Below are 24986 nucleotides of genomic sequence, written 5' to 3' on the forward strand. Positions count from 1 at the left end.
GGTAGCGTGACTCGGCGCGCCGCGAGCAATCTACATACAGAACGTTCGTACTGTTATTGTTGATGCAAGGACGGTAACGCTTCCTTAAAAACGTGTGTGTGGGCTCGTGTGCCCCGCGTCGTGATTATTGCTTTAATTGGTTGATAAGGGGCGGCGTGATCGCACCTATGCCTTGTGGAGAGCCGAAATTCGAGTGCCGGACTCTTCAGTTAAGGCGACAATTCACCCGAATAGAAATGGAGCTGACTGTGGCTGAAAGCAAGAACTCTTTCAACGCCCTGCGCAAGCTTGAGGTCGGAGACAAGTCTTATGACTACTTCGCTCTTGACGCCGTGCCGGGTATGGAGAAGCTGCCTTACTCGTTGAAGGTTCTCGGTGAGAACCTGCTGCGCAACGAAGATGGCGCCAACATCACTGAGGAGCACATCAAGGCTGTCGCCAACTGGGTTCCTTCGGCTGATCCGTCGATCGAGATTCAGTTCACCCCTGCTCGCGTTATTATGCAGGACTTCACCGGCGTCGCCTGTGTTGTTGACCTGGCTACCATGCGTGAGGCTGTTAAGACTCTCGGCGGCGACCCGGATCAGGTTAACCCGCTGAACCCGGCAGAGATGGTCATCGACCACTCGGTCATCATCGAGGCCTTCGGTAGCGAAGACGCTCTGGCTAAGAACGTCGAAATTGAGTACCAGCGCAATGATGAGCGCTACAAGTTCCTCCGTTGGGGTACTGGCGCATTCTCCAACTTCCGCGTTGTTCCTCCGGGAACCGGTATTGTCCACCAGGTCAACATCGAGTACCTGGCTCGCGTTGTCTTCGAGAACAACGGCCTGGCATACCCGGACACCTGTGTTGGTACTGACTCTCACACGACCATGCAGAACGGCCTGGGCATCCTGGGCTGGGGTGTCGGTGGTATTGAGGCTGAGGCCGCAATGCTTGGCCAGCCAATCTCCATGCTCATTCCGCGCGTCGTTGGCTTCAAGCTGACTGGCGACATTCAGCCGGGTGTTACCGCAACCGACGTTGTGCTCACCGTCACCGATATGCTGCGCCAGCACGGCGTCGTCGGCAAGTTCGTAGAGTTCTACGGCGCTGGCGTCTCCAAGCTGCCGCTGGCCAACCGTGCGACCATCGGTAACATGTCGCCAGAGTTCGGTTCCACCGCCGCAATCTTCCCGATCGACGATGAGACCGTCAAGTACCTGGCCCTGACTGGCCGTGACAAGGAGACCCTGGAGCGCGTCGAGGCTTACGCCAAGGCTCAGGGCATGTGGTTGGACGAGAACACTCCGGAGGCTGAGTACTCCGAGTACCTCGAGCTGGACCTGTCCACCGTCGTTCCGTCCATCGCTGGCCCGAAGCGCCCGCAGGACCGCATCGAGTTGGCTTCCGCCAAGGAGCAGTTCCGCAAGGACCTGCACAACTACTCCGACGGCGAGATTAAGGGCGCTGTCAAGGCTTCCGCACCGACCTCCGAGCTGGCCGCAGACTACAACGAGTCCCGCGAGGGCCACGGCGAGTCCGCCGCTAACGGCGCTGAAGGTCGCCCGAGCTCCCCGATTACCGTCACTTCCCCGAAGGGCGGCGAGTACACGCTCGACCACGGTATGGTCGCTATCGCTTCCATCACCTCTTGTACCAACACCTCCAACCCGTCGGTCATGATTGGTGCTGGTCTGTTGGCACGCAAGGCAGTCGAGAAGGGTCTGCAGGCTAAGCCGTGGGTCAAGACCATTTGTGCTCCGGGCTCCCAGGTTGTTAACGGCTACTTCAAGCGTGCTGACCTGTGGAAGGACCTCGAGGCTCTGGGCTTCTACCTGTCCGGCTTCGGTTGTGCAACCTGTATCGGTAACTCCGGTCCGCTGCCGGCTGAGATTTCCTCCGCCATCAACGAGGCCGACCTGGCTGCTACCGCGGTTCTGTCCGGTAACCGTAACTTCGAAGGCCGCATCTCCCCTGACGTGAAGATGAACTACCTGGCCTCCCCGATCCTGGTTATCGCCTACTCGATCGCCGGTACCATGGACTTCGACTTTGAAACCGACGCCCTGGGTCAGGACGCAGAGGGCAACGATGTCTTCCTGCGCGACATTTGGCCGTCCACCGAAGAGATCGAAGCAACCATCGAGGCCTCCATCTCTTCCGAGCTGTACGACGAGGACTACAAGGATGTCTTCGCTGGTGACGAGCGCTGGCAGAACCTGCCGACCCCGGAGGGCAAGACCTTCGCTTGGGACGACAAGTCCTCCTACATCCGCAAGGCACCGTACTTCGACGAGATGGAAATGGAGCCGGCACCGGTTTCCGACATCAAGGGCGCTCGCGTCCTTGCTGCCCTGGGTGACTCGGTGACTACCGACCACATCTCCCCGGCTTCCTCCATTAAGCCGGGCACCCCGGCTGCTCAGTACCTCGACTCCATGGGCGTTGAGCGCAAGGACTACAACTCCCTGGGTTCCCGTCGTGGTAACCACGAGGTCATGGTGCGCGGCACCTTCGCTAACATCCGCCTGCAGAACCAGCTGCTTGACGGTGTTACCGGTGGCTACACCCGCGACTTCACCCAGGAGGGTGGCCCGCAGGCCTTCATCTACGACGCTGCCATGAACTACAAGGAGGCTGGCACTCCGCTGGTCGTCGTTGGTGGTAAGGAATACGGCACCGGTTCCTCCCGTGACTGGGCAGCTAAGGGCACCCTGCTACTGGGCGTCAAGGCTGTTATCGCTGAGTCCTTCGAGCGTATCCACCGCTCGAACCTCATCGGCATGGGCGTTGTTCCGCTGCAGTTCCCGGAGGGTGAGTCCTGGAAGTCCCTGGGTATCGATGGCACTGAGACCTTCGACATCGCTGGTCTGGAGGAGCTGAACAACGGCTCCATCCCGAAGACCGTCAAGGTTACGGTTACCAAGGAAAACGGCGAGTCCTTCGACTTCGACGCTGTGGTCCGCATCGATACCCCTGGTGAGGCTGACTACTACCGCCACGGCGGTATTCTGCAGTACGTCCTGCGCAACATGATCAAGGGCAACTAGTTTCCCTTTGACTCGTGCGCGCTAGGGCTTGTTACAAGCAGCGCTTCTAGAGGCCGGTAGGTAGCGCTAGCCCGCGGATTCATACCCCACGGGCTAGCGCCCTGCCGGCCTCGGGTTTCTCTACCCCAACCAAAATGAGGCTTGGGAAGTATAGGAATGGCGCTGCCACGTCATGCAGTGAAACATGTCCCTGGGCGTCGCCGGCAAGAAAAGAGTTTCCTTATGCCAAAAGTGAGTAACCAGGATTTAGCTCAACGGCGGCACGAAATTCTCGACGGCGCTCGGCAGTGCTTTGCAGAATTCGGCTACGACGGCGCAACGGTCTCTCGTCTGGAGTCCGCTACCGGTAAGTCTCGCGGTGCTATTTTCCATCACTTCGGATCCAAAGAAGGTCTGTTCTTAGCATTGGCCGAAGAAGATGCCGCAAATATGGCGGAAGTCGCGGAGGCTTCCGGCTTAGTGGAAGTAATGCGTGATATCGTGGCGAACCCAGACAAGCATGGCTGGCTGGGAACTCGCCTTGAGATTGCCCGTCGCCTTCGCAGCGATCCGGAGTTTAAGGGCCAATGGTTGGGCCATCAGGATCAATTGGATGACGCTGTTGCCCACCGATTGACCCAGACATCCTCATCCGGCTCCCTACGGTCGGATTATTCGGTTCGCACGATGCAGCTTTTTCTCGAGCTGATGCTCGATGGCATCATCGTTCGTCTGGCATCTGGTCGCACTGTCGACGAATTGGATTCCGTGCTTGATTTAGTTGAAGACAGCTTACGGCGCAAGGACTAGCCACTCAGGCTAGGCCTGATAGCGTTACGTACCACCCGCTCCCCTAATACGGGAGCGGGTTTCGGCTTTCTGCCGTGCATTTACCCCGTTTGACCGGTGAAGATGCATAGATTTCACTCAATATGGACTAAGCTGTCTATTTATGAGTGTGGGTAAGTTTTTGTTGGTGGCGCTCCGCCCCGCAGATGGTGCGGGGCAAGCCGAGTACCAGGACTTTCTGGATTCCACCGGGCTTGAGCCCAGCCAGTTGGATCTGTTTACCATCGACGCTGTCGGCGCTAAGTTGCCCGACCTGACCTCCTATGACGGCGTATTTGTCGGAGGCAGCCCATTTAACATCACCGACCTTGAGCATTCGGGTTTGCAGAAGTATTCGCACGATGTGCTTTACGACGTACTTAGGAGTCCTGTCCCCGCACTGCTTATCTGCTACGGCGCTAGCTACACAGCCTTTACTTCGGGTGGTTTGGTTAACCTGCGCCACGGCGAAGTAGCGGGTTCTACCCGGGTAGAGCTCACCGAAGCCGCCACTCAAGATCCAATAGCTTCGGTGTTGCCTCCGGTTTTTTATGCGTTGACTGGCCACAAGGAATCCGTTGCGGAACTTCCCAATCACGCAACTTTGCTTGCCACAGGTCCAACCTGTCCGGTGCAGATGTACTCGATCGGATCGAATAACTGGGTTACCCAATTTCATCCGGAGATGAATGCTAACGGACTGCTCCGCAGAATGTCTTTCTACACCGACGTCGGTTACTTTGACCCGTTGGAAGTCGACGCGATTCGACTAAAGGTATCTGATGTGGACCTCCAGGCCGTCTCGTCAATCATCCCCCGATTTATGCACGTATGTACGCATGCAGCCAATCCGAGCCTGCTAGTGGTGCAGTAGTCTCCGTCCCCCTCTAGCTCCCTTTTTCACGAAATTTGTTCCCGCAAATGTCTACCTCCGCCAAGCCCTTCCTCTTGCTTTCCACACGCGGCGAAGATGCCGCAGCTCACGCTGAACATCTCTCATTTGCCAGGAGGTGTGCATTGGCGCCGGCAAAGTTGCATCAAATTCGCCTGGAACAGTCTCGTCCGGGGAATCTGAATCTAGATAACTACTCGGGCGTAATCGTTGGCGGAGGACCCTTTAACGCCTCTGATGACGATAAGAGCTATCTACAGAAGGAAGTCGAGACCTGGTTCGAGGATTTGTTGGCAGAAGTGCTCGAACGAGACTTCCCCTTCTTCGGAGCTTGTTATGGCGTCGGCCTGCTCGGTACTGCTGGCCATGGCCGTGTCTCCCGCAAGCACGGGGAGCAGGCAGCTGTAATCGAAGTAGCTGCAACTCCAGATGGCGAATCAGATCCAATTCTTGATGGTTTACCGGCCCACTTTCACGCCATCGTCGGCCACAAGGAGGCCATCGAAGAACTGCCTGGCGACGCTACGTTGTTGGCAACTGGAAAGGACTGCCCCGTACAGATGTTTCGGTTGGGCCGCAATGCATATGCGACGCAGTTTCACCCGGAATTAGATGCCAACACGTTTGCCCAGCGTCTCCAGATTTACGCAAATGAGGGCTACTATTTACCAGGAACAGATCTTAAAGCGGTGTCGGCCGCGCGACAGTTGGATGTTGCTCGAAGTGGGCGTATTCTTCAGAATTTCGCTCGGCTTCATACCGCATGTAGAGACTAATTAGTTTTATCTAGTGGCAATAAGCAAAAGGAATGTGATTGTCGCATGGAGAGGTGGAATCCCGATTCGGCACTTGCCGGACAGTCACCATCAATTGAAATGTCTGTGCTGCGATCCGGCGCGATTATTATTGCCGTCACCGGCTTTTTGTGGCAGGTTGAATCGGCTGTTCGTTCTGTCCCCTTTGAAAACTTTCTGAGCCACTGGTTCCCTTTTGCATCACTGCTCATATTCATTCTCAGCGATATGTTGCTGATTTGGGCTGTGATTAATAATACGCGGCGAGGCCTTATTACCGCACTGCGTGTGCCGATGTACATCATGTTGGTTTTCCTGATGTTGGTTTCAACCTATTGGGATCTCCCTCATAACGTCGTTGGAAATGCGCTCTGGTATAGCCCATTTTCAGGTTTAGCCCTCGCTGCATTTGCTCTGACAGTGCCACTCCACATCAGTTTGTCCGTGATGGTATTTGTTCCCGGACTTATTGCGGTCATTAATTCGTGGTTGCTGGGACACACTTTTTGGCTCGACATGTTGTCGGATGTCGGATTCAATCTCATCAACACTTTTCCATTTGTGATTATTGCGGGCTCTGCACAACCCGTCGCAAGGCTTATTGACTTCACCTACGAGAACTCTCGAAAGGTGAATGAGAGAGCGGAGCGCATGCGTGTCCGCGGCGAGGCGATGAGCAGCTTCAACGCCTATGTCCATGACTATGTATTGGCCGCATTGTCTGCAATTGGTAAGGGCTCTAAGATTGACTTCTCGCTAGACGAGCAGACTGGGCTGTTTTTCTCGCCTCGGCAAACAGTAAGCGGTAGAACTTTTGCTGAGGCTGTACGGGCGCAATTGATGTCGGTGAGCCCCGACATTTCGGTAACGCTAGACACCAGCGAAGAAGGCGGTCCAGTTCGGCTGCCAGGAGAAGTTGCTAACACGTTCCTATTAGCCGCAACCGAGGTGGCAAATAATGCCAAGCGTCACGCAGGTGCCGGAGCGGAAAAGAAATGCCACATTCGTGTTGCCTCAGGAGAGGCGTCCATTGATTTTCGTGACGATGGCACCGGGTTCGACCCCGAGGGAATTGACCCGCATCGTGCAGGTATCCGGTTGAGCGTTAAAGGGCGAATGGAGGCCCTTCGCGGTGGAGATGCTCTCGTTAATTCAACGCCTGGGAAAGGTACTCAGGTTATTCTCAAATGGCACGGTAATACCTCTCCTGTGGAAGAGGAAGATGTAGTCGATTCCTCCGCTCACACGACATCGCTGTATGACCTCATGGGAATGTCAATTGTTTTTTCCTGGCAGTTCTACGGCGCGATCGTCGGCGTGTTGTTCATGGTTCTAGTCAGTAATGGACAATTATTTACCGCGGCCGGGCAAATCAGTCTGGCATTAGCGATCGGCCTTCTCGGGCTGATTATGTATGGCCGCCATTCACAATTGCCGTTAGCCCGTGCAATCGTAACTGGTGTCGCGATCGTTGTATTAGCTGTGGTGGGGCTCTACCAGCCCATTCCAAATAATTTGGAATGGTCGTATTTCTGGCACTTTAGCTTAATTTCTTTTGCATCTGCATTGCTCGCCATCCGCGGCCGCCCCTGGGTTGCGCTGAATTCAGTGCTCGGTGGCGCGATCATGGTGGAGCTTCTCAAGTTCTTCCCCTTTGCCCCCTCGGATACGACCCACATCAGTATCTCTGGAGTTGACCTGTTAGTTCGCTCCGTGATGTTGGTCGCGGGAATTTTGACGTCCATCATGGTCCGCTTTTTTATGCGCACCGTTCCGCAGTCTATTCAGGATTATAATCGTGCGCTGTACGCTGCCGGGGCCGCCAAAGAGTACGAAATTAGCAGCCAGAGTAACTACGAATGGCTGCAGCGCCGGGTCGGCCCCATTTTTAGCGCCGCTGCAGTTTTGGAAGAACCGACCCCGCGACTGCAGTTGCGTGCGCGGCTTACAGAGCAGCTTCTCCGAGACGTCCTACGTTCGCCGCATCTAAATGTTGGGTCCCTTCACCAAGCTGTTTGGGACGCCCGCGCAAGAGGTGTTCATGTCCGGCTCCTCGATGACCGCAATCACACGCAGGCCGTTTCCGATAGCACCGATGTGCGCCGTATCCCGCTTGTCGACGACGATTCCGCGGTGGCCAAGTTGATGCCGAACTTCCTCGAAGCAATCGATAACGCCGAAGAAGGATCGGTAACAATTCGCCTATTGCCCCCGGGCAGACGTGCATTTGCATCTATTTCTGATGACAATGGAGTGCAAAGGTTTGATGAAGCCGGTGAGAGGATAGTGATGTCACGTGACTAGGGAGAATATTGCGGGAATGAGCAATGCTTCCATCGACGTCTCGGCTGCAATTGACTCCGACAACATCGGAGATTACAGCGTGCAGTCGGATCGTTTGCTTCGCGTTGCTGCGATTGATGATCATGCCTTGACTCTGCAGGGGCTCGAAACCCTGCTTTCTGCAGAGCCAGACTTTGAGCTCGTCGGCTGTTATCAAACTGTGCCGGAGCTACTGGCCGATGTGGGCACCGATGACCGCCTGGATGTGGTCGTGCTGGATCTACGGCTGGCGGATAATTCAGATCCAGCGCAGAACGTTCTCTCGCTGGAATTGGTTACCGATCACGTGCTCATCCTCTCGTCAGCTGAAAGCCCATACCTTGTCCGAAAGGCAGTGCGTACCGGAGTGATGGGGGTTGTGCAAAAATCGGAAACCCCGGAGACAATCGTGTCTGCAGTACGGCTGGCGGCACTTGGCAAGGGCGCGCTGACTACAGAATGGGCATCGGTAGTTGACTCTGATCCCCTGCTCGACTCTGTCGATCTGTCAGAACGCCAGCGTGAGGTACTGGAGCTTTACGCCTCCGGTGAGTCGACGAAGCGAGTCGCGTCGATGACAGGGCTGACACCGAACACCGTGTTGGACTACTTGGGTCGTATTCGAGCCAAGTATGCGGCAGCTGGCCGGGCCGAGAACAGCCTTAACAAGTCGGAGATGTATAGGCTCGCTCAGCAGGACGGTTACCTGCCAGGGCCAATGGATCCGTCTTAAGCCAGCTCGACGATTTCCATGTAGTCGTCGCTCCAGAGGTCTTCGGTGCCGTCGGGAAGCACGATGACGCGCTCGGGCTCTAGCGCCTTGACCGCACCTGGATCGTGGGTAACCAGAACGACGGCCCCGGTGTAAGTGCGAAGTGCATCGAGAACCTGTTCGCGGGACTGCGGGTCGAGGTTGTTAGTGGGCTCGTCGAGAAGCAGGACGTTTGCGCGGGAGCTAACCAGCGTCGCCAGCGCCAGACGCGTCTTCTCACCACCGGAGAGGGTTCCCGCTGGCTGCTGCAGCTTGTCGCCGGAGAACATAAAGGCACCGAGCAGGCTCCGCAGTTCCGGCTCGTTGACGTCAGGGCAGGCGTAGACCGTGTTTTCCCAGACAGTCTTGTCCGGGTCAATCGTGTCGTGCTCCTGGGCGAAATAGCCGATGCGCAGGCCGTGGCCGGAGACAATGCCGCCTTCGCCATCGGTGCGCTCCACACCGGCGAGTAGCTTCAGCAGCGTCGTCTTACCAGCACCATTGAAGCCGAGGACAACCACGCGGGAACCCTTGTCAATCGCAAGATCAACACCGGCGAAGACCTCCAACGAACCATACATCTTGGTCAGTCCCGTGGCGTTGAGCGGAGTCTTGCCACAGGGCGCAGGCTCTGGGAAGGAGATGTGGGCGACCTTGTCCTCGACACGGACCTCGTCGAGACTGTCCATCATGCGCTCAGCACGAGCCACCATCTGCTTGGCCGCACGAGCCTTCGTCGCCTTCGCGCCTAGCTTCTCGGCCTGCTTGCGCAGTGCGCTGGCCTTCTTCTCCGCGTTAGCGAATTCACGGCGACGTCGAGCCTCATCGGTCGCGCGTGCCGACAGGTAGTTCTTCCAGCCCATGTTGTACACATCAGCTTCGGCGCGCACCGCATCGAGGAACCAGACTTTGTTACACACGGCCTCGAGCAGCTCGACATCGTGCGAAATCATGATCAAGCCGCCCTCATGCTTACTGAGGAATTCGCGCAGCCAGGTAATCGAATCCGCATCGAGGTGGTTCGTCGGCTCGTCGAGAAGCAGCGTCGTGGCGGACTTGCCCGAGCCTTCGGTAGCGGCGAAGAGAATCTGAGCAAGCTCGACGCGGCGGCGCTGACCACCCGAAAGCGTCTTCAGCGGCTGGTCGAGTACGCGCTCCGGCAACCCCAGCGCGTCGCAAATGCGGGCTGCCTCGGCGTTCGCCTCGTAGCCGCCGAGGTCGTGGTAGCGCTCCTCGAGACGCGAAAACTTCCGAATCGCCGCATCGCGTTTCGTGTCGGTGGTCGCGGTCTCCATGATCTCCTGTTGGCGATCCATGCTGCGGCGGATTTGGTCAAGACCTCGCGCCGACAGCACACGGTCGCGGGCGGAGATGTCGATGTTGCCCTCGCGCGAGTCCTGTGGCAGGTAACCAATCGAGCCAGAGCGCACTACTGAACCGCCGTAGGGTTCAGTTTCACCGGAGAGAATACGCATAGTCGTCGTTTTGCCAGCACCATTTCGCCCGACGAGTCCAATCCGGTCTCCCGGCTGGACGCGCAGCTGCTCACCCGGCGCAGTGAGCAGGGTACGGGCGCCGACTCGGACTTCAAGGTCATGGGTCACAATCACGAACGAGTAGCCTACCAGTTATGACTTCATTTCCCGTGACCGCCTCCGTCGTCGGCCTCGGGCCCGCCGGAAGAATCGCCGCCCACCGCGCATCCGCTCGCGGCTGGGATGTCACCGCTTATGACCCCGCCGGTGGCACACTGCCCTCGACGATCGGCTTGTGGTGCGACCAACTCCCCGACTGGTTGCCCAGCGACTTCCTCGCCGCCACTTTTCAACCCAGCGTCATTCTTGCCGACGGCACCGAACGTCAGCTTGCCCGCAACTACGGCGTTGTTAACAAGGACTGCCTGCAAGAACTTGGCGGTTTCCACATAGAACGCCGCGCACTCACCGATTCCGAAACCACGGGTACTGACATCACAATTGTCACCACCGGGCGCACGCACGCCGCAGTCGGGCGAGGTGGGCAGGTACGGCAGCTCGCCATCGGGCACATCTTTTCGCTTGACGACGTCCCCAGCGACCACCGCCGCGCAGTCCTCATGGACTTCACTCCGGCTGAACCGGTTGACCCAGCGACAGAGCCGGCTAGTTTCTCCTATCGCATTTTCTTGGATGACAGGACCTTCCTCATTGAAGAGACTATCCTCGCTACTCCGACTCCTATGGTTGACGGGTATCGTGGCGAAGCCGGTGCGCCAGTCGGCAGCGGCGGTGAGGCCGATGACTCCGTACTTCTAGCGCTGTTGCGTAGACGCCAAAGTGTACGGTTGAAGTCCTTGGGGCTTTCGGAAGATCTGGCCATCGACGAAGAAGTGGTGTCCTTTCCCCTATTGGCAAACCTTCCCTCTCGCTGTGGTGCCTTGACGCACAGTGGACCATCCATGGGCACCCTCTTCGGCTTTGCTGGTGGTTGGATGCATCCTGCCACTGGTTACTCGGTGGGTTCGGTTATCGAAGATGTCGACCGCTTCTTGGCCGATATGGAAAAGAAGGGAAGCCGGACGCTGGGGACGTCGTTAAGCATGCGATTGCAGCGATGGCTACGCGAACGTGGGCTCGCGGCGTTGCTGGGGTTCGATGCACGACAGACGGGTGCGTTTTTTCGGGCGTTCTTTTCGTTGCCGGAAAAGGACGTGTTTGCCTATTTGATAGGGACATCCCCACTGACGACGCTTCGCGCTATGGCGAAAGTGGCCGTGCCTTTGCTGAAAATGAGTCCGCGTACGTGCGGAAAGCTCATCGCAGGGTTTGTGCGGGGACCTGGGAGATGGAGAACTCGTTGACCGGGAGTATATACATCAGCCGATTTGTGGGGTGATACCAACAATTAAAGCGGTGTGGTTTTTGCATTCACCGGAGTACAAACGCTTATGATAAATGAATGACTTCGACGCAATCTGAGGAGACTTCCTCACAAAACCATAAGCTTCAGCGCAGGCTGAGAGCTCGCCACCTGAACATGATTGCCATTGGTGGTGCCATTGGTACGGGCCTGTTTGTTGCCTCCGGTGCGACCATTTCGCAGGCCGGTCCAGGCGGTGCGCTTATCGCTTACGCTCTTATCGGCATCATGGTGTGGCTGGTTATGCAGTCTCTCGGCGAGATGGCCGCTTACCTGCCGGTGCCCGGTTCCTTCCAGGAGTACGGTCGCCGATACGTCTCAGAATCCTTCGGCTTTGCCATGGGCTGGAACTACTGGTTTAACTGGGCGATTACTGTGGCCGCAGAGCTCGTCGCTGCTGCGCTGGTGATGCGCTATTGGTTCCCGGATGTGCCTTCAATCATCTGGTCCGCGCTCTTCCTCGCGATTCTATTCGGGCTGAATGCCCTGTCCGCACGTGCATTCGGCGAGGGTGAGTTCTGGTTTGCGACCATCAAGGTCATTACCGTCATCGTCTTCCTCGTTCTTGGTGTCGGCATGATTTTCGGCATCTTGGGTGGGTCCTCCCCCGGCTTCGAAAACTGGACCACGGGCGACGCCCCATTCGTCAATGGCGGAATGGGACTGTTGGCTGTCTTCGTTGTAGCTGGATACTCCTTCCAGGGCACCGAGATGGTTGGCGTAGCAGCAGGTGAGGCTGAAGATCCTGAGCGTACGATTCCCCGCGCGATTCGCACTATCTTCTGGCGTATCCTGCTGTTCTACATCGGTGCCATCGCTGTTATTGGTTTCCTTATTGCGTACACGGACCCGAATCTTCTGAATGCCGCCGAGGACAATATTTCCATTTCACCGTTCACCCTGGTCTTTGAACGCGCAGGTATCGCGATTGCCGCTGGCCTGATGAACGCCGTTATTCTGACTTCGGTGTTGTCCGCGGGTAACTCCGGTATGTATGTGTCCACTCGTATGCTGTTTTCCCTGGCCCGTCAGGGACACGCTCCGCGTTACTTTGGCAAGCTTTCTGGGCATGGCGTTCCGCTGCGCGCTCTGATTGCCACCGCTGTCATCGGTATGGCTGGCTTCATTACCTCATTGGTAGGCGATGGTGTGGCGTACACCTTCTTGCTGACGCTGTCTGCGCTCGCGGGCTTTATCACCTGGTTTGGTATCTCTTTCAGCCACTACCGCTTCCGCAAGTGTCTGAAGGCCCAGAATATCCCGTTGGATTCGCTTCCCTACAAGGCGAACTTTTTCCCCGCCGGTGCTGTGCTGGCACTGATTATGTGCTTCTTTGTGGTGGCCGGACAGGCACTTGATCCGATTCGCACTGGCGAGAATATCTTCGCTATCCTCACTCCGTACCTGGGTATCCCGGTCTTCGTCCTGCTGTGGTTTATCCATAAGAAGGTCACGGGCTCCAAGCTCGTTGACCCGGCCACCGCAGACATGACTCGCGAATAGCTGCGAAGAGCTGTGAATAGATGCGAGTAGCTATGCATCTCGCATCTAACTCTCACAACTTGGATTAGCAGTCGAAGACAATAGCGACCCCGCTTGGCACTTTTCAGTGCCAGGTGGGGTCGTTTTTAGCTCCGAGTCGGACAGCTTGAAAAAATTGCGGGGATGCTCGTGTGAATACGGGCTGCAGATGTGAAACTGTGCAAGTTTATGACGCTTTCAGGCCATTTTTTGAGCCATTTTTGACATAAATGCAGTCAGTAACTCGCATCGCCCTACCGATCCCGGCCATAAACGCAGTCAGCAACTCAAAAAACAAACGAAAAAGTGCCTAGCTGAACGAGCCAGGAGCTCGTCGCCAAGCACTTTTAACGTAGCGGTTCTCTAATCACCGCTGTCACTGATCATCTAGACCGAGAAACCGAGAGCGCGCATCTGCTCGCGGCCGTCCTCAGTGATCATGTGTGGGCCCCATGCCGGGGACCAGACCCAGTTGAGGCGGAAGTCGCGGATACCCTCGACCTTCATAACCTCGGAGGCAGTCTGGTCGGTGAGCATATCGGTCAGCGGGCAGGCCGGGGACGTGAGTGTCATGAAGATAGCGGCAATGTCGCCTTCTTCAATCCAGATGTCATATACCAGGCCCAGGTCCACGACGTTGACTCCGAGTTCCGGGTCAACAACCTCGTACATTGCCTCTTCAACCTGGATAGCCAGCTTGTTATCGGCTTCGGTCTGCTCCGGTGCCGGCGGGACGGTGATGGACTCGTACTCATCCCCCTCATCAATGGGAGCACCAGTAGTCATGGTGTCCTCGTCGACAGCATCAGGCTGTGCGGGCGAGGTGGCGTCATTAGCGATTGGTTCAGTCATGGCGATGGCCTTCCTCGTCATTGGTAACGGTTACAGTCGCGGTACCAACGCCGTTGCCTTCAGCAGCGTTGGCCAGGGCCTCAGCGGTTGCGGCCTGGAAAGCTTTCCATCCGAGAAGTGCGCACTTCACGCGGGCGGGGTACTTAGAAACTCCAGCGAAGGCAATCCCATCGCCGATAATGTCCTCATCGCCCTCAATCTTGCCTCGGGACGTGACCATCTTCTCGAACTCGGCAAGCTTGGCCATGGCCTCGTCGACAGTCTTGCCGACAATCTCCTCAGCCATAACTGAGGTGGAGGCTTGCGAGATAGAACAGCCCACGGCGTCATAGGAGACGTCATTGACGACGGTGAGGTCGTCGTTCAGAGTGACGCGAAGCGTGAGTTCATCGCCACACGACGGGTTGACGTGATGCACTTCCGTATTGAAAGGCTCCCGCAAACCCGCATGCTGCGGATGCTTGTAGTGATCCAGGATAACTTCCTGGTACATCTGCTCGAGCTTCATGTCCTTCTCCTTTCTTAAAGTTACGGGGTGACACCGAAGAACTTCTGTGCATGGCGCACTGCGTCGGCAAGCGCCTGAACGTCCTCTTCCGTGTTGTAGATGTAGAAGGATGCCCGGGCGGTCGACTGGGCGTTGAGGATTTGGTGAATTGGCCACGCGCAATGGTGACCGACGCGGATGCACACGCCCTGGTCGTCTAAAACCTGGCCAAGATCGTGCGGGTGAATGCCCTCAACCTTGAAGGAGACTGCAGAGCCACGCTGTTCTGGAGTAGTCGGACCGATGATGGTCACGCCATCAATTTCCTGCAGCTTCTCCAGTGCGAGCGCGGTCAGGTGGTGCTCATGAGCAGCTACCTTATCCATACCGATGGCATCCAGGTACTTCACCGCAGCACCCAGGCCGACGACCTGGGAGGTCATCATGGTACCCGCCTCGAAGCGCTGCGGAGGCGCCGCGAAGGTGGTCTTCTCCATGGTGACGACCTCAATCATCGAGCCACCAGTGAGGAACGGCGGCAGTGCCTCGAGCAGTTCCCGGCGACCGTAGAGCGCGCCGACCCCGTTGGGGCCGAGCATCTTGTGGCCGGAGAACGCCAGGAAGTCCACATCGAGCTCCTTGACGTCGACAGGCATATGCGGCACCGACTGGCAGGCATCGAGGACTACCAGCGCTCCGACCTCGCGAGCACGGCGCACCATTTCCTTCACATCGGTTACTGCACCGGTGACGTTTGACTGATGGGTAAAGGCCACAACTTTGGTCTTCTCGCTGAGCTCCAGCGAGTCCATATCAATGCGGCCGTCTTCAGTCACGCCATACCAACGCAGTGTCGCACCAGTGCGGCGAGCCAGCTCCTGCCACGGCACCAAGTTCGCGTGATGCTCCAGCTCAGTGACGACAATCTCGTCACCCTCGCCGACCTGGTACTGACCTGCGCGGTCGTCGCCAAGCACGAATGCCACTGTGTTTAACGCTTCGGTGGCGTTCTTGGTGAAGACCAGCTCGTCGTAGTCGGCGCCGATGAAGGACGCAATCGCCTCACGGGCGTCCTCATATGCATCCGTGGCCTCCTCAGCGATTTCGTAAGCGCCGCGGTGCACCGGTGCATTGTGATGAGTCAGAAACTCCACCTCAGCATCGATGACCTGCTTGGGGCGCTGCGAGGTCGCTCCGGAGTCCAGGTAGACCAGCCGCTTTCCGTCACGGACAGTGCGCGACAGAATCGGAAAGTCCTCGCGGAGTGATGGGCTGAGTAGTTCGGCGTTAGGCATTGATGTACTTCTCGTAGCCGTGCTCTTCCAGCTCGTCTGCAAGCTCCGGGCCACCGGAGGTGATGAAGCGACCATCGTGGAAGACGTGGACGAAGTCCGGCTTCACGTAGTTCAGGATGCGCTGGTAGTGAGTAATGATCAGAATGCCGCCGTCGTTTTCGTCCTGGTAGCGGTTAATGCCGTCAGAGACAACGCGCAGAGCGTCGACGTCCAGGCCGGAGTCGGTCTCGTCCAGGATAGCGAACTTCGGCTTCAGCAGGTCGAGCTGCAGAATCTCGTGACGCTTCTTCTCGCCACCGGAGAAGCCCTCGTTGACGGAGCGCTCGGAGAACGACGAATCGATCTCCAGGTCAGCCATTGCCTCACGGACCTCCTTGACCCAGTGGCGCAGCTTCGGAGCCTCGCCGCGGACAGCGGTTGCTGCAGAGCGCAGGAAGTTGGACATGGACACGCCGGTGACCTCGACCGGGTACTGCATTGCCAGGAAGAGCCCAGCGCGAGCACGCTCGTCGACGCTCATCTCCAGCACGTTTTCGCCGTCGAGGAGAATCTCGCCCTCGGTGACTTCGTAACGCGGGTGACCTGCGATGGTGTAGCTCAGGGTGGACTTACCAGAGCCGTTCGGCCCCATCACAGCGTGGGTTTCGCCGGATTTAATCGTCAGGTTGACGCCCTTCAAAATCTCCTTGGGCTCGGCGGACTCGTCGGTCGGCAGCACCTGCGCGTGGAGGTTACGGATTTCCAAAGTGCTCATAGTGAAATCTTTTCCTTTAATCGGTGTAAGTGGCCTGTCCCCCGGCACTTCCGGAGTGACAGGACGGAAAGGGTGAGAAAGAAGATAAGCGGTTAGAAGCCAGCGGTGTTGAGCTCTTCGTCAACGAGTTTTTCAAGCTTCTCACGAACGGACTCGACCGGAATCAGGTTGATGACCTCGCTGAAGAAGCCGCGAACCACCAGACGGCGAGCGGCCAGCTCCGGAATACCACGCGAGAGCAGGTAGAAGAGCTGTTCCTCGTCGAAGCGGCCAACGGTGGCAGCGTGCCCGGCACCGGCAATCTCACCGGTTTCAATTTCCAGGTTCGGAACTGCGTCGGCACGCGCGCCCTCGGTGAGCAGCAGGTTGCGGTTGAGCTCGTAGGTGTCGGTGCCCGTCGCTTCTGCACGAATGAGCACGTCTCCCACCCACGCGGTGCGGGCCTCACGATGAGCGACATTCGGCTCGCCCTGCAGCGCGCCCTTGTACATCACGTTGGAGCGGCAGTTCGGCACAGCGTGGTCGACCAGCATGCGGTTTTCAAAGTACTGACCGGCATCGGCGAAGTACACGCCCAGCAGATCGACGTCGCCGCCGGGTGCCGTGAAAGCAACGCGCGGAACGATACGGACAACCTCGCCGCCAAACGTTGCGACAGTGTGGCGCAGCGTAGCATCCCGGCCGACATGAACGTGGTGCGCCGAACCATGAACGGCATCTTCGTTCCAGTTCACCATGGTCACGACACCCAGCTTGGCGCCGTCGCCGATTACGAACTCGATGTTGTCCGCGAACGTGCCACTGCCTCGGTAGTTAATGACGCAGACGGCCTCGGCGTGAGACTGCACGTCAATGACGATATGGCCGTAGGACACGTTGTCCTCGCCCGGACCGTCGATGTCGATGACGACAGGCTCCTTGGAAACCGAGTTCTTCGCGAAGGTCACGATGTGCGCATCGTCGAAGTTGGAGTACGCCTGTGCTGCCACGCGGTCCGTTGGGGCGCCGGCGCGACCAAGGCGCTCGTCGTCACGCTTGACGACGTCCACAGCGACGCCATCCTGACCAGCAGTCTCGACCGAAATTGAGGCTGCAACCGGCTCTGCTGCGGTGCCGTTGTGGAGACCGCGGAGCTTACGCAGCGGCGTGAACTTCCACTCTTCATCCTTGCCATGCGGCACGGCGAAGTCCTCCACGTTGAAGGATGAGAAAACGTCGCCCTTGTTCGCCAGCACGCGGCGGCTATGAGCAGCCTGGTTTTCGTTGTTAATCGTCGTAGTCATTGGTATTAACCGACCGAACCTTCCATCTGCAGTTCAATGAGGCGGTTGAGCTCGAGGGCGTATTCCATCGGGAGCTCCTTGGCGATGGGCTCGACAAAGCCGCGCACGACCATGGCCATTGCATCTTCTTCCTCGATGCCGCGGCTCATCAGGTAGAAAAGCTGATCGTCAGAGACCTTGGAAACCGTTGCCTCGTGGCCGAGGGTGACGTCGTCCTCGCGGACATCCACGTATGGGTACGTGTCCGAACGTGAAATCGTGTCCACCAGGAGTGCGTCACACTCGACGTTGGAGTGCGAGTGCTTGGCACCCTTGTTGACCTGCACCAGCCCGCGGTAGGCAGCGCGGCCACCGTTGCGGGCCACGGACTTGGACACGATGTTGGAGCTCGTGTGCGGAGCCATGTGCACCATCTTGGCGCCGGTGTCCTGGAACTGGCCCTCGCCAGCCATAGCCACGGACAGCACCTCGCCCTTGGCATGCGGACCGGTCATCCACACTGCCGGGTACTTCATGGTGACCTTGGAACCGATGTTGCCGTCAATCCACTCCATGGTTGCGCCCTCTTCGCACTTGGTGCGCTTGGTAACCAGGTTGTAGACGTTGTTCGACCAGTTCTGGATCGTGGTGTAGCGGCAGCGGCCACCCTTCTTCACGATGATCTCCACAACAGCCGAGTGCAGCGAGTCGGACTTGTAAATCGGAGCGGTACAGCCCTCGACGTAGTGCACGTAGGCATCTTCGTCGACAATAATGAGCGTGCGCTCGAACTGTCCCATGTTTTCCGTGTTGATACGGAAGTATGCCTGCAGTGGGATGTCCACGTGGACGCCCTTCGGCACGTAAATGAAGGAGCCGCCGGACCAGACTGCGGTGTTAAGAGCGGAGAACTTGTTGTCACCGGACGGAATGACGGTGCCGAAGTACTCCTTAAACAGCTCCGGGTGCTCCTTGAGAGCGGTGTCGGTGTCCAGGAAGATAACGCCCTGGGCCTCCAGATCCTCGCGAATCTGGTGGTAGACAACCTCAGACTCGTACTGAGCGGCGACACCTGCGACCAGGCGCTGCTTCTCAGCCTCCGGAATGCCGAGCTTGTCGTAGGTGTTCTTAATATCCTCCGGCAGGTCTTCCCAGGTCTGGGCCTGCTTCTCGGTGGAGCGAACGAAGTACTTAATGTTGTCGAAGTCGATGCCCGACAAATCCGCGCCCCAGGTGGGCAGCGGCTTGCGGTCGAAGATTTCCAAAGCCTTCAAGCGACGTTCAAGCATCCACTCCGGCTCGTTCTTCTTAGCCGAAATATCGCGAACGACCGCTTCAGACAGGCCACGCTTCGCGGAAGCGCCAGCGGTATCCGGGTCGTGCCAACCGAACTGGTAGGCACCAATGGACTCGATAATCTCTTCGTCAGTCTGCGGAGTGGCAGCCTTCGTGGATTCAGCCACGTCGGTGGAGTTCTCATGGGCGAGGGTCATTCTCCGCTCCTTTCTTGTGGCGATTCAGTAAGTGTCTTTGTTACGGGAGTGAGTGGGATATTCGTAGTGCAGATACCGTTTCCATCAGCGATAGTCGCCAACGGTTGGGTGTGCTGACCTAATAATTTACTAACGGCTTCATGCTCCGCCGCGCAGAGCTCCGGAAACTCGGAGGCTACGTGGCTAATTGGGCAATGGTGCTGGCAAATTTGCACGCCGCCAGTGTTCTGGTTGATAGTTGCCGCGTACCCGGCCCGTCGGAAAGCATCGACGACGGCCTCTACGACCTCTTCCTTCTCTGCGTCCTGCCCCACTGGCGTGACGCCGAGCAGAATGTCATCAATGCGCTGACGGGCAAACTGGGCAACTGCCTGCTCACCACCGGCCTTGCGCAGTGCGGTCAGAGCTGCACTGGCAAGATCGTCGTAAGCGTGCCCGAATCTAGCGCGGCCCCGATCTGTCAGGCGATAGGACTTTGCTGGCCTGCCTCGGCCCCGGGGGCCGGTGCTGGGTGCCGGAGCGGTTTCGGCAAGACCTTCGTCCACCAGAATGTCAATATGACGGCGGACGCCTGCAGCGGATAGTCCCAGGGTGTCTGCGATAAAAGTCGCGGACGCCGGGTTGTGTTCCAGAAGCAATTGGAGAATGCGCTTGCGCGTATCACCATCATTGACTGTCGGCTTCCGATCTGCCATGACTGGTGAGTCACCTCCTGCGATTGGACTGCTGGATAATAATGGGTGTCTAGGTGGCTCAGCGAGGCAAGTATCCCACTTGCGCCGCTGGTGTATTAGACAACATAATTGTGTCGTAATTGGGTCACAATGTCCAACGCATTTAAATATCAATGCAACGTCGCTGATTAGAACGCCCTTTCGGCGTGTCGAATCGTCTACTATGTGACCTTGTGAAAACTAACCGACCTACCCCGCGCCGCTCGTCCACCTTCGACGACGCTCTCGGGGTGCGTGACGCCATTCCGAAGATTGGTCTGGCCGGTTCTAGGTCGGCAACCCTCCACCAGGGCTCAGAACAGCCGCTCCAACACCGCATCAATTACCGCGAACTCCGACGCTTCACCTGGCTGCGTTGGCTGGGTGCTCTCGGGGCGGTCTTTATTATGGTCGCCGGGATCGGCGCAGGCGCGACACCGGTGGTTGGAAATGAGTTTTGGGGTACACCACTTGGGCTAATCCTCGGTCGAATGTTGGTGGCAACGACAATCGTCACCTTCGTGGGCATTGGCATGTTAGTCACAGCCTGGTTGGGTGTCGGCGCTTTCGTTCTGGCCGGTGCGCGGACTCGCGTCACCGCAGTGACTACTCCGATGCTCATACGCACCTACGCGGCATGGGTATTGCCCTTGATGTTTACCGCTCCCCTGTTTACGCAGGATATCTATTCCTATTTGGCGCAGGCTGCAATTGTGGAGCGGGGTATGGATCCCTACCTCGCAGGGCCTGTTGACCTATTGGGAGCCAACGACCCACTTGCCCGATCGGTGCCATTGATTTGGTCGCACTCTCCGAGCCCATACGGCCCCACAGCCCTCGCAGTGGCATGGGGTATCGCCAAAATAACCAGCGACGGGGTGATCGCTTCCGTCTTTCTGCATCGACTCGTCGCCATTGTTTCGCTTCTCGTGGTGTCCTGGGCGCTGGTGCAGCTTGGTCGCCGCTGCGGCGTTAGCTCTCAGTTCACGCTCTGGCTGGGCACGCTCAATCCGCTGGTATTGCTGCACCTGGTGGGCGGTATCCACAATGAGGCCCTGCTGCTGGCTCTCCTGCTCGTTGGTCTCGAACTGTGTCTGCGAGCTATCCACGGCCCTGCGCAATCGATGGTGCCCGATGAGCTGCCAGAACCCGGACCGATCGGACACGAGAACCAAAGCCGAGGTAGATCGTGGGCGCTGTATGCAGGCGGTATCGTGCTCATCAGCCTCGCCGGAATGGTCAAAGTCACCGGTTTCGTGGCGCTCGGCTTTGCCGGCATGTGGCTGGCCCGAAAGTTTGGCAGCACCTGGAAGGCCGTTGCTCTTTCCGCGGTAGTGACGGGCGCAATAACCGTCGTCACGGCAGTCGTTGTTTCCTTAGCAACTGGTCTGGGCTTTGGTTGGATCACCGCGCAGGGTGGCGCCGCAACGGTGCGCAGTTGGATGTCGTTGACTACCCTGCTCGGGATTATCGCTGGTTTCTTCGGCAGGCTTCTGGGGCTCGGCGATATCAGCGACAGTGCTTTGCTGTTTACCCGCGGCATTGGCGTAGTGCTGGTGGCTGCCTGGCTCCTGCGCATGCTGTTAGCGACGTTCCGTGGGCGCATTCACCCGCTCGGCGGCTACGGCCTCGCGATGTTCGCTCTAGTAATCCTCTTCCCCGTCGTGCACCCCTGGTACCTGCTATGGGCCATCGTGCCCCTGTCCGCTTGGGCCAACCGGGTACAATTTCGCATTGCCGTGGTTCTGTACTCGGCAATTTTCAGTTTTGTAGTACTACCACGCGGCCTGGGGTTGCCTCCGGGCACCGTCGCTCAGATTTACCTACTGGCGTTGGTATTCTTCGTCGCAGTCATGTTCGTCATCTTGGCGTACTCGACGCGATCTAAGGTATTTCGCCTTCATTAAAACTGTGAGATTAGACTGACTAACCGTGAATAACGCTGCCAATTCTCCTGCTCTGCGCCTTGAGAACGTAACGAAGAAATTCGATGACGTTGAGGCTGTATCAGACCTTTCGCTTTCCCTGGATCGAGGTAGGGTTCTTGCGCTCCTCGGCCCCAACGGTGCTGGTAAGACCACAACCGTTGAAATGTGTGAGGGCTTCATCAAGCCGGATGAAGGGCGAATTCGCATTCTTGATCTCGACCCGGTCACTCAAACCACAGCACTGCGCAGTCGCATTGGCATCATGCTCCAGGGCGGAGGTGCCTACCCCGGTGTTCGCGTTGGCGAAATGCTGAACCTCGTTGCCAGTTACTCCGCAAACCCGCTGGACACTGATTGGCTCCTTGAAGTCGTTGGCCTAGAACGCCATCGTAAGACGAACTACCGCAGGCTCTCTGGCGGTCAGCAGCAGCGACTGTCGCTCGCATGTGCCCTGGTCGGACGCCCGGAGCTTGTGTTCCTCGACGAGCCGACAGCAGGCCTCGATGCTCAGTCCCGTCTAGCCGTCTGGGATCTCATCTCGTCGCTGCGCCGTGATGGGGTCACCGTGGTCCTGACAACGCACCTCATGGACGAGGCCGAATCGCTTGCCGACGACGTTGCGATTATCGACCGGGGCCATTTAGTTGTGGCCGGTACCACCGAGGAGATCACTAGCGCAGGCGCATCGGCTCTCCAGGGAACGTCGTCAAGCACTGCTATGAAGATCAGCGTTCGAGGCAGCCTTGACTTCGAAGAGGTCAACCGCAACTTCAGCGAGTCCGGTCTTCCACAGCGTCTGCAGCGTTCTGGCGGTGGAGAGTTTTCCCTGATTGGTGAGGCTTCACCGCGCGCCTTGACTGTCTTGGCGCAGAGTTGCGAGCAGCAAGAGGTGCTGATCACCTCGATGAATAGGGCGACGCAATCGCTTGAAGATGTCTTCTTGCAGATCACTGGAACGGAGATGAGGAGCTAATGACTACCGCACCGAGGTCTGATGCCTCCCGCTTTGCGAAGGGCACTTTCGCCCCAGCGCCACAGCGTTCGGACATGGCGAAGTTGGTCATGTCGCAGGCGTGGTTGGAGACGAAGCTCTTCTGGCGACACGGTGAGCAAATGCTCCTCACCATCATTATCCCGTTGGCGATGCTCATCGGCCTGGTGATGGTGCCGGTGTTGGAGCTCGATGATCCGCTCGAGCGTATCTTCCCCATGGTGCTGGCGATTTCCGTCATGTCTGCAGGGTTTACCGGGCAGGCAATTGCCGTGGGCTTTGACCGCCGTTACGGAGCCCTGAAGCGCATCGGTGCCTCAGGTGTGCCACCCTGGGGCATTATCGCTGGCAAGATTGTGTCGGTCTGCACCACCGTCACGTTGCAGTACGTACTGTTTAGTCTCGTGGGGCTCTCCCTTGGCGCAGAGCTGTCGATTGGCGGCTGGCTGCTGGCTTATGTGGGGATGCTTCTGGGAACGTTCGTCTTTACCTCATTGGGCTTGCTCATGGGCGGTACGTTGGGAGCCGAGCTAATCCTAGGTCTGGCCAACCTGATCTGGTTCATCCTCATTGGTGCTACTACGTATGTGGCCGTCGCGCCATCGTTAGATGACATCAGCTCTGTACTGCTACACCTCTTGCCGTCCGTCGCGCTTACCGACGTGATCTCCGCGGCATTGGCCATGTCCGTCCATTGGTCAGCTATCGGGGTGCTAATCGCATGGGGTGTCCTTGGCGCTGCACTGGCGGCTCGCTGGTTCCGTTTTGATATGCCGAATGACTAGGAATCTGTCGGGAAATCTGCATAGAAAAGCGCAGCCCAACGCAGGGGTTTCGCTTATTACCATTTTCCGCCAGCATGGGTAGAATTTCTTAATGTGAATACTGCAGATCGAAGTTTGCCCCTATCGTTTTTGCCGCTGACACCAATCGGGCGCCAGAAGCTCTATGCCCTGCTGGTTTTGATTGCACAGGCGGCAATTGCGGTAACCGGTTCTATCGTCCGTGTTACTGGTTCAGGTCTCGGTTGTGCTTCGTGGCCTGAATGTCACCCAGGCAGCTTCGTTCCTGTCGCGGGGGAAGCAGAAATGCTCCATCAGATTATTGAGTTTGGCAACCGGCTGCTCACCTTTGTGCTGGTTGCTCTGACACTTCTGCTCTTCCTTTCGGTTATGCGTGTCGGTCGCCGTCAGGAAATAAAGTTGCTGGCCTTCCTCAACGGTCTCGGCGTTATCGTCCAGGCTGTTATCGGCGGTATCTCCGTTTGGGTTGACCTGAAGTGGTACGCCGTAGCGCTGCACTTCCTGCCTTCGATGATTCTGGTCTGGCTCGCTGGCATGCTTTTCGTCAAGATTTCGGAGCCTGACGACGGCACTGCTACCCGCATGTACCCGCGCTATCTGCGCTATCTGGCTGCCGCCTCCGGCTTGGCCCTGACGATGACGCTGATTACCGGAACTATGGTCACCGGTGCGGGACCACACGCTGGAGATGCTTCGGTGCTCCCGGAGGATCGCCTCCAGCTACCGATTGTTGACCTGGCACATATCCACGCTGGTTTTATGTACCTCTACCTTGGCCTGGTTATCGGCCTCATTTTCGGTCTGCTGGCCTCGGAAGCCTTTGCACCTGTGCGTAAGGTTGCCATCGCACTCGTTGTGTTCATTTTGGCTCAGGGCGTAGTTGGAATGATTCAGTATTGGTCCGGTGTACCGGAGGCATTGGTGCCGGTTCACGTTGCCGGATCTGGTATCTGCACCGCTTTGACTGCAGTACTTTTCCAGCACGGTTACCGCACTGTCGGTGGGAGCGCAGAAGTCACTGGCTCGCTTGAAGGCGATGCGGCTGCCGCCACTGTTGCTTCGGAGAAGAACGTCGAGGTTACCGCGTAGCTAGCTGCCGGTCAGCGGCTGTGTTAACGACTGTGGTTACCGGCCGTTGATTCCTTCTCGAACCGCCTAAACACGCGCTTTGGTTGTGCGTGTTTAGGCGGTTCTGCTGTCTGCTCGGCTCCGTGTGCTCGGATGTGCGTTTCCCAGTGGCTAGCGGGCTGCGCGGGCGGTGCGGGCTGCGCGGGCGGTGCAAGGGGGCGGTCTGCCCACTTATCGATCCGAGTTACTGACTATGTTTATGACAGAAATCGCGCGAAAAATGGCCTGAAAGTGTCATAAACTCGCACAGTTTCACATTT

20 protein-coding genes are annotated in these 24986 nt (G+C 57.6%); 12 read left to right on the plus strand and 8 right to left on the minus strand.

Annotated features, from left to right (window positions below; all coding sequences use genetic code 11):
* The first annotated feature begins 248 nt into the window (after positions 1–248).
* The 6 genes from acnA to HMPREF2751_RS01860 all read left to right on the plus strand — a co-directional run bounded on the left by acnA (position 249) and on the right by HMPREF2751_RS01860 (position 8583).
* Positions 249–3035, plus strand: coding sequence for an aconitate hydratase AcnA (gene acnA, locus HMPREF2751_RS01835; protein ID WP_080971469.1), 2787 nt, complete (start codon positions 249–251; stop codon positions 3033–3035).
* A gap of 222 nt (positions 3036–3257) precedes the next feature.
* Entirely contained in the window at positions 3258–3824 is a 567-nt protein-coding gene (locus tag HMPREF2751_RS01840) for a TetR/AcrR family transcriptional regulator (RefSeq protein WP_016422763.1), read from the plus strand.
* Positions 3825–3966: 142 nt separating this feature from the next.
* Positions 3967–4716, plus strand: coding sequence for a glutamine amidotransferase-related protein (locus HMPREF2751_RS01845; RefSeq protein WP_016422762.1), 750 nt, complete (start codon positions 3967–3969; stop codon positions 4714–4716).
* Between the two features lie 47 nt (positions 4717–4763).
* Positions 4764–5510, plus strand: coding sequence for a glutamine amidotransferase (locus HMPREF2751_RS01850; protein WP_080969614.1), 747 nt, complete (start codon positions 4764–4766; stop codon positions 5508–5510).
* A gap of 45 nt (positions 5511–5555) precedes the next feature.
* Positions 5556–7832: a sensor histidine kinase gene (locus HMPREF2751_RS01855; RefSeq protein ID WP_070595246.1), complete on the plus strand. Its 2277-nt coding sequence runs from the start codon at positions 5556–5558 to the stop codon at positions 7830–7832.
* Positions 7825–8583 (plus strand): response regulator transcription factor, encoded by a 759-nt coding sequence (locus tag HMPREF2751_RS01860; RefSeq protein ID WP_224433497.1) that lies wholly within the window; start codon positions 7825–7827, stop codon positions 8581–8583. Before HMPREF2751_RS01855 ends, HMPREF2751_RS01860 begins: the two co-directional genes overlap by 8 nt.
* Here the strand turns inward: HMPREF2751_RS01860 and HMPREF2751_RS01865 are convergent.
* Complete coding sequence (locus HMPREF2751_RS01865) at positions 8580–10211, minus strand: ABC-F family ATP-binding cassette domain-containing protein (protein WP_038625400.1); 1632 nt, start codon at positions 10209–10211, stop codon at positions 8580–8582. The genes HMPREF2751_RS01860 and HMPREF2751_RS01865 overlap by 4 nt on opposite strands.
* Before the next feature lie 20 nt (positions 10212–10231).
* On the opposite strand from HMPREF2751_RS01865, the gene HMPREF2751_RS01870 reads away from it, so the two are divergent.
* Together HMPREF2751_RS01870 and HMPREF2751_RS01875 are read left to right on the plus strand one after the other, a co-directional pair.
* On the plus strand, positions 10232–11440 hold the full coding sequence (locus tag HMPREF2751_RS01870; protein ID WP_070595248.1) for a lycopene cyclase family protein: 1209 nt from the start codon (positions 10232–10234) through the stop codon (positions 11438–11440).
* A gap of 98 nt (positions 11441–11538) precedes the next feature.
* The gene (locus tag HMPREF2751_RS01875; RefSeq protein WP_049190722.1) at positions 11539–13002 is read left to right on the plus strand and encodes an amino acid permease; all 1464 of its coding nucleotides are present in this window, start codon (positions 11539–11541) and stop codon (positions 13000–13002) included.
* Positions 13003–13407: 405 nt separating this feature from the next.
* On the opposite strand, the gene HMPREF2751_RS01880 is transcribed toward HMPREF2751_RS01875, so the two are convergent.
* The 7 genes from HMPREF2751_RS01880 to HMPREF2751_RS01910 all read right to left on the minus strand — a co-directional run bounded on the left by HMPREF2751_RS01880 (position 13408) and on the right by HMPREF2751_RS01910 (position 19858).
* The gene (locus HMPREF2751_RS01880) at positions 13408–13872 is read right to left on the minus strand and encodes a metal-sulfur cluster assembly factor (protein ID WP_070438420.1); all 465 of its coding nucleotides are present in this window, start codon (positions 13870–13872) and stop codon (positions 13408–13410) included.
* Positions 13865–14380 carry a Fe-S cluster assembly sulfur transfer protein SufU gene (sufU, locus tag HMPREF2751_RS01885; RefSeq protein ID WP_016422754.1) on the minus strand — a complete coding sequence of 172 codons (516 nt, stop codon included), beginning with the start codon at positions 14378–14380 and terminating at the stop codon, positions 13865–13867. Before sufU ends, HMPREF2751_RS01880 begins: the two co-directional genes overlap by 8 nt.
* A 20-nt stretch (positions 14381–14400) precedes the next feature.
* On the minus strand, positions 14401–15654 hold the full coding sequence (locus HMPREF2751_RS01890; protein ID WP_070595251.1) for a cysteine desulfurase: 1254 nt from the start codon (positions 15652–15654) through the stop codon (positions 14401–14403).
* Positions 15647–16408, minus strand: a complete 762-nt coding sequence (gene sufC, locus HMPREF2751_RS01895; RefSeq protein WP_049190726.1) for a Fe-S cluster assembly ATPase SufC — start codon at positions 16406–16408, stop codon at positions 15647–15649. Before sufC ends, HMPREF2751_RS01890 begins: the two co-directional genes overlap by 8 nt.
* Before the next feature lie 92 nt (positions 16409–16500).
* A complete protein-coding gene (gene sufD, locus HMPREF2751_RS01900; protein WP_070595253.1) occupies positions 16501–17691 on the minus strand; it encodes a Fe-S cluster assembly protein SufD in 1191 nt (396 codons plus the stop codon).
* 5 nt (positions 17692–17696) lie between these two features.
* Positions 17697–19163, minus strand: a complete 1467-nt coding sequence (sufB, locus tag HMPREF2751_RS01905) for a Fe-S cluster assembly protein SufB (RefSeq protein ID WP_016422750.1) — start codon at positions 19161–19163, stop codon at positions 17697–17699.
* Positions 19160–19858, minus strand: a complete 699-nt coding sequence (locus HMPREF2751_RS01910; protein ID WP_048734176.1) for a helix-turn-helix transcriptional regulator — start codon at positions 19856–19858, stop codon at positions 19160–19162. The genes sufB and HMPREF2751_RS01910 overlap by 4 nt, the downstream gene beginning before the upstream one ends.
* A 185-nt stretch (positions 19859–20043) precedes the next feature.
* On the opposite strand from HMPREF2751_RS01910, the gene mptB reads away from it, so the two are divergent.
* From mptB to HMPREF2751_RS01930, 4 genes are all read left to right on the plus strand, one after another.
* On the plus strand, positions 20044–21783 hold the full coding sequence (gene mptB / locus HMPREF2751_RS01915) for a polyprenol phosphomannose-dependent alpha 1,6 mannosyltransferase MptB (RefSeq protein ID WP_049193480.1): 1740 nt from the start codon (positions 20044–20046) through the stop codon (positions 21781–21783).
* A 25-nt stretch (positions 21784–21808) separates the two neighbouring features.
* Entirely contained in the window at positions 21809–22777 is a 969-nt protein-coding gene (locus tag HMPREF2751_RS01920; protein ID WP_070547106.1) for an ABC transporter ATP-binding protein, read from the plus strand.
* The gene (locus HMPREF2751_RS01925) at positions 22777–23580 is read left to right on the plus strand and encodes an ABC transporter permease (RefSeq protein ID WP_070549503.1); all 804 of its coding nucleotides are present in this window, start codon (positions 22777–22779) and stop codon (positions 23578–23580) included. The genes HMPREF2751_RS01920 and HMPREF2751_RS01925 overlap by 1 nt, the downstream gene beginning before the upstream one ends.
* A gap of 93 nt (positions 23581–23673) precedes the next feature.
* Positions 23674–24687, plus strand: coding sequence for a COX15/CtaA family protein (locus HMPREF2751_RS01930; protein WP_016422745.1), 1014 nt, complete (start codon positions 23674–23676; stop codon positions 24685–24687).
* Positions 24688–24986: the final 299 nt, after the last annotated feature.

Origin of the sequence: Corynebacterium sp. HMSC063G05 (assembly GCF_001810555.1) — a bacterium.
In the GTDB taxonomy this organism is placed as follows: domain Bacteria; phylum Actinomycetota; class Actinomycetes; order Mycobacteriales; family Mycobacteriaceae; genus Corynebacterium; species Corynebacterium jeikeium_D.

What these genes read in the sequence shown, in the direction of transcription:
- HMPREF2751_RS01840 (WP_016422763.1), top strand. Translation starts at nt 3,258, where the DNA reads ATGCCAAAAGTGAGTAACCAGGATTTAGCTCAACGGCGGCACGAAATT.
- HMPREF2751_RS01845 (WP_016422762.1), top strand. Translation starts at nt 3,967, where the DNA reads ATGAGTGTGGGTAAGTTTTTGTTGGTGGCGCTCCGCCCCGCAGATGGT.
- HMPREF2751_RS01850 (WP_080969614.1), top strand. Translation starts at nt 4,764, where the DNA reads ATGTCTACCTCCGCCAAGCCCTTCCTCTTGCTTTCCACACGCGGCGAA.
- HMPREF2751_RS01855 (WP_070595246.1), top strand. Translation starts at nt 5,556, where the DNA reads ATGGAGAGGTGGAATCCCGATTCGGCACTTGCCGGACAGTCACCATCA.
- HMPREF2751_RS01870 (WP_070595248.1), top strand. Translation starts at nt 10,232, where the DNA reads ATGACTTCATTTCCCGTGACCGCCTCCGTCGTCGGCCTCGGGCCCGCC.
- HMPREF2751_RS01875 (WP_049190722.1), top strand. Translation starts at nt 11,539, where the DNA reads ATGACTTCGACGCAATCTGAGGAGACTTCCTCACAAAACCATAAGCTT.
- HMPREF2751_RS01880 (WP_070438420.1), bottom strand. Translation starts at nt 13,872, where the DNA reads ATGACTGAACCAATCGCTAATGACGCCACCTCGCCCGCACAGCCTGAT.
- sufU (WP_016422754.1), bottom strand. Translation starts at nt 14,380, where the DNA reads ATGAAGCTCGAGCAGATGTACCAGGAAGTTATCCTGGATCACTACAAG.
- HMPREF2751_RS01890 (WP_070595251.1), bottom strand. Translation starts at nt 15,654, where the DNA reads ATGCCTAACGCCGAACTACTCAGCCCATCACTCCGCGAGGACTTTCCG.
- sufC (WP_049190726.1), bottom strand. Translation starts at nt 16,408, where the DNA reads ATGAGCACTTTGGAAATCCGTAACCTCCACGCGCAGGTGCTGCCGACC.
- sufD (WP_070595253.1), bottom strand. Translation starts at nt 17,691, where the DNA reads ATGACTACGACGATTAACAACGAAAACCAGGCTGCTCATAGCCGCCGC.
- sufB (WP_016422750.1), bottom strand. Translation starts at nt 19,163, where the DNA reads ATGACCCTCGCCCATGAGAACTCCACCGACGTGGCTGAATCCACGAAG.
- HMPREF2751_RS01910 (WP_048734176.1), bottom strand. Translation starts at nt 19,858, where the DNA reads ATGGCAGATCGGAAGCCGACAGTCAATGATGGTGATACGCGCAAGCGC.
- HMPREF2751_RS01925 (WP_070549503.1), top strand. Translation starts at nt 22,777, where the DNA reads ATGACTACCGCACCGAGGTCTGATGCCTCCCGCTTTGCGAAGGGCACT.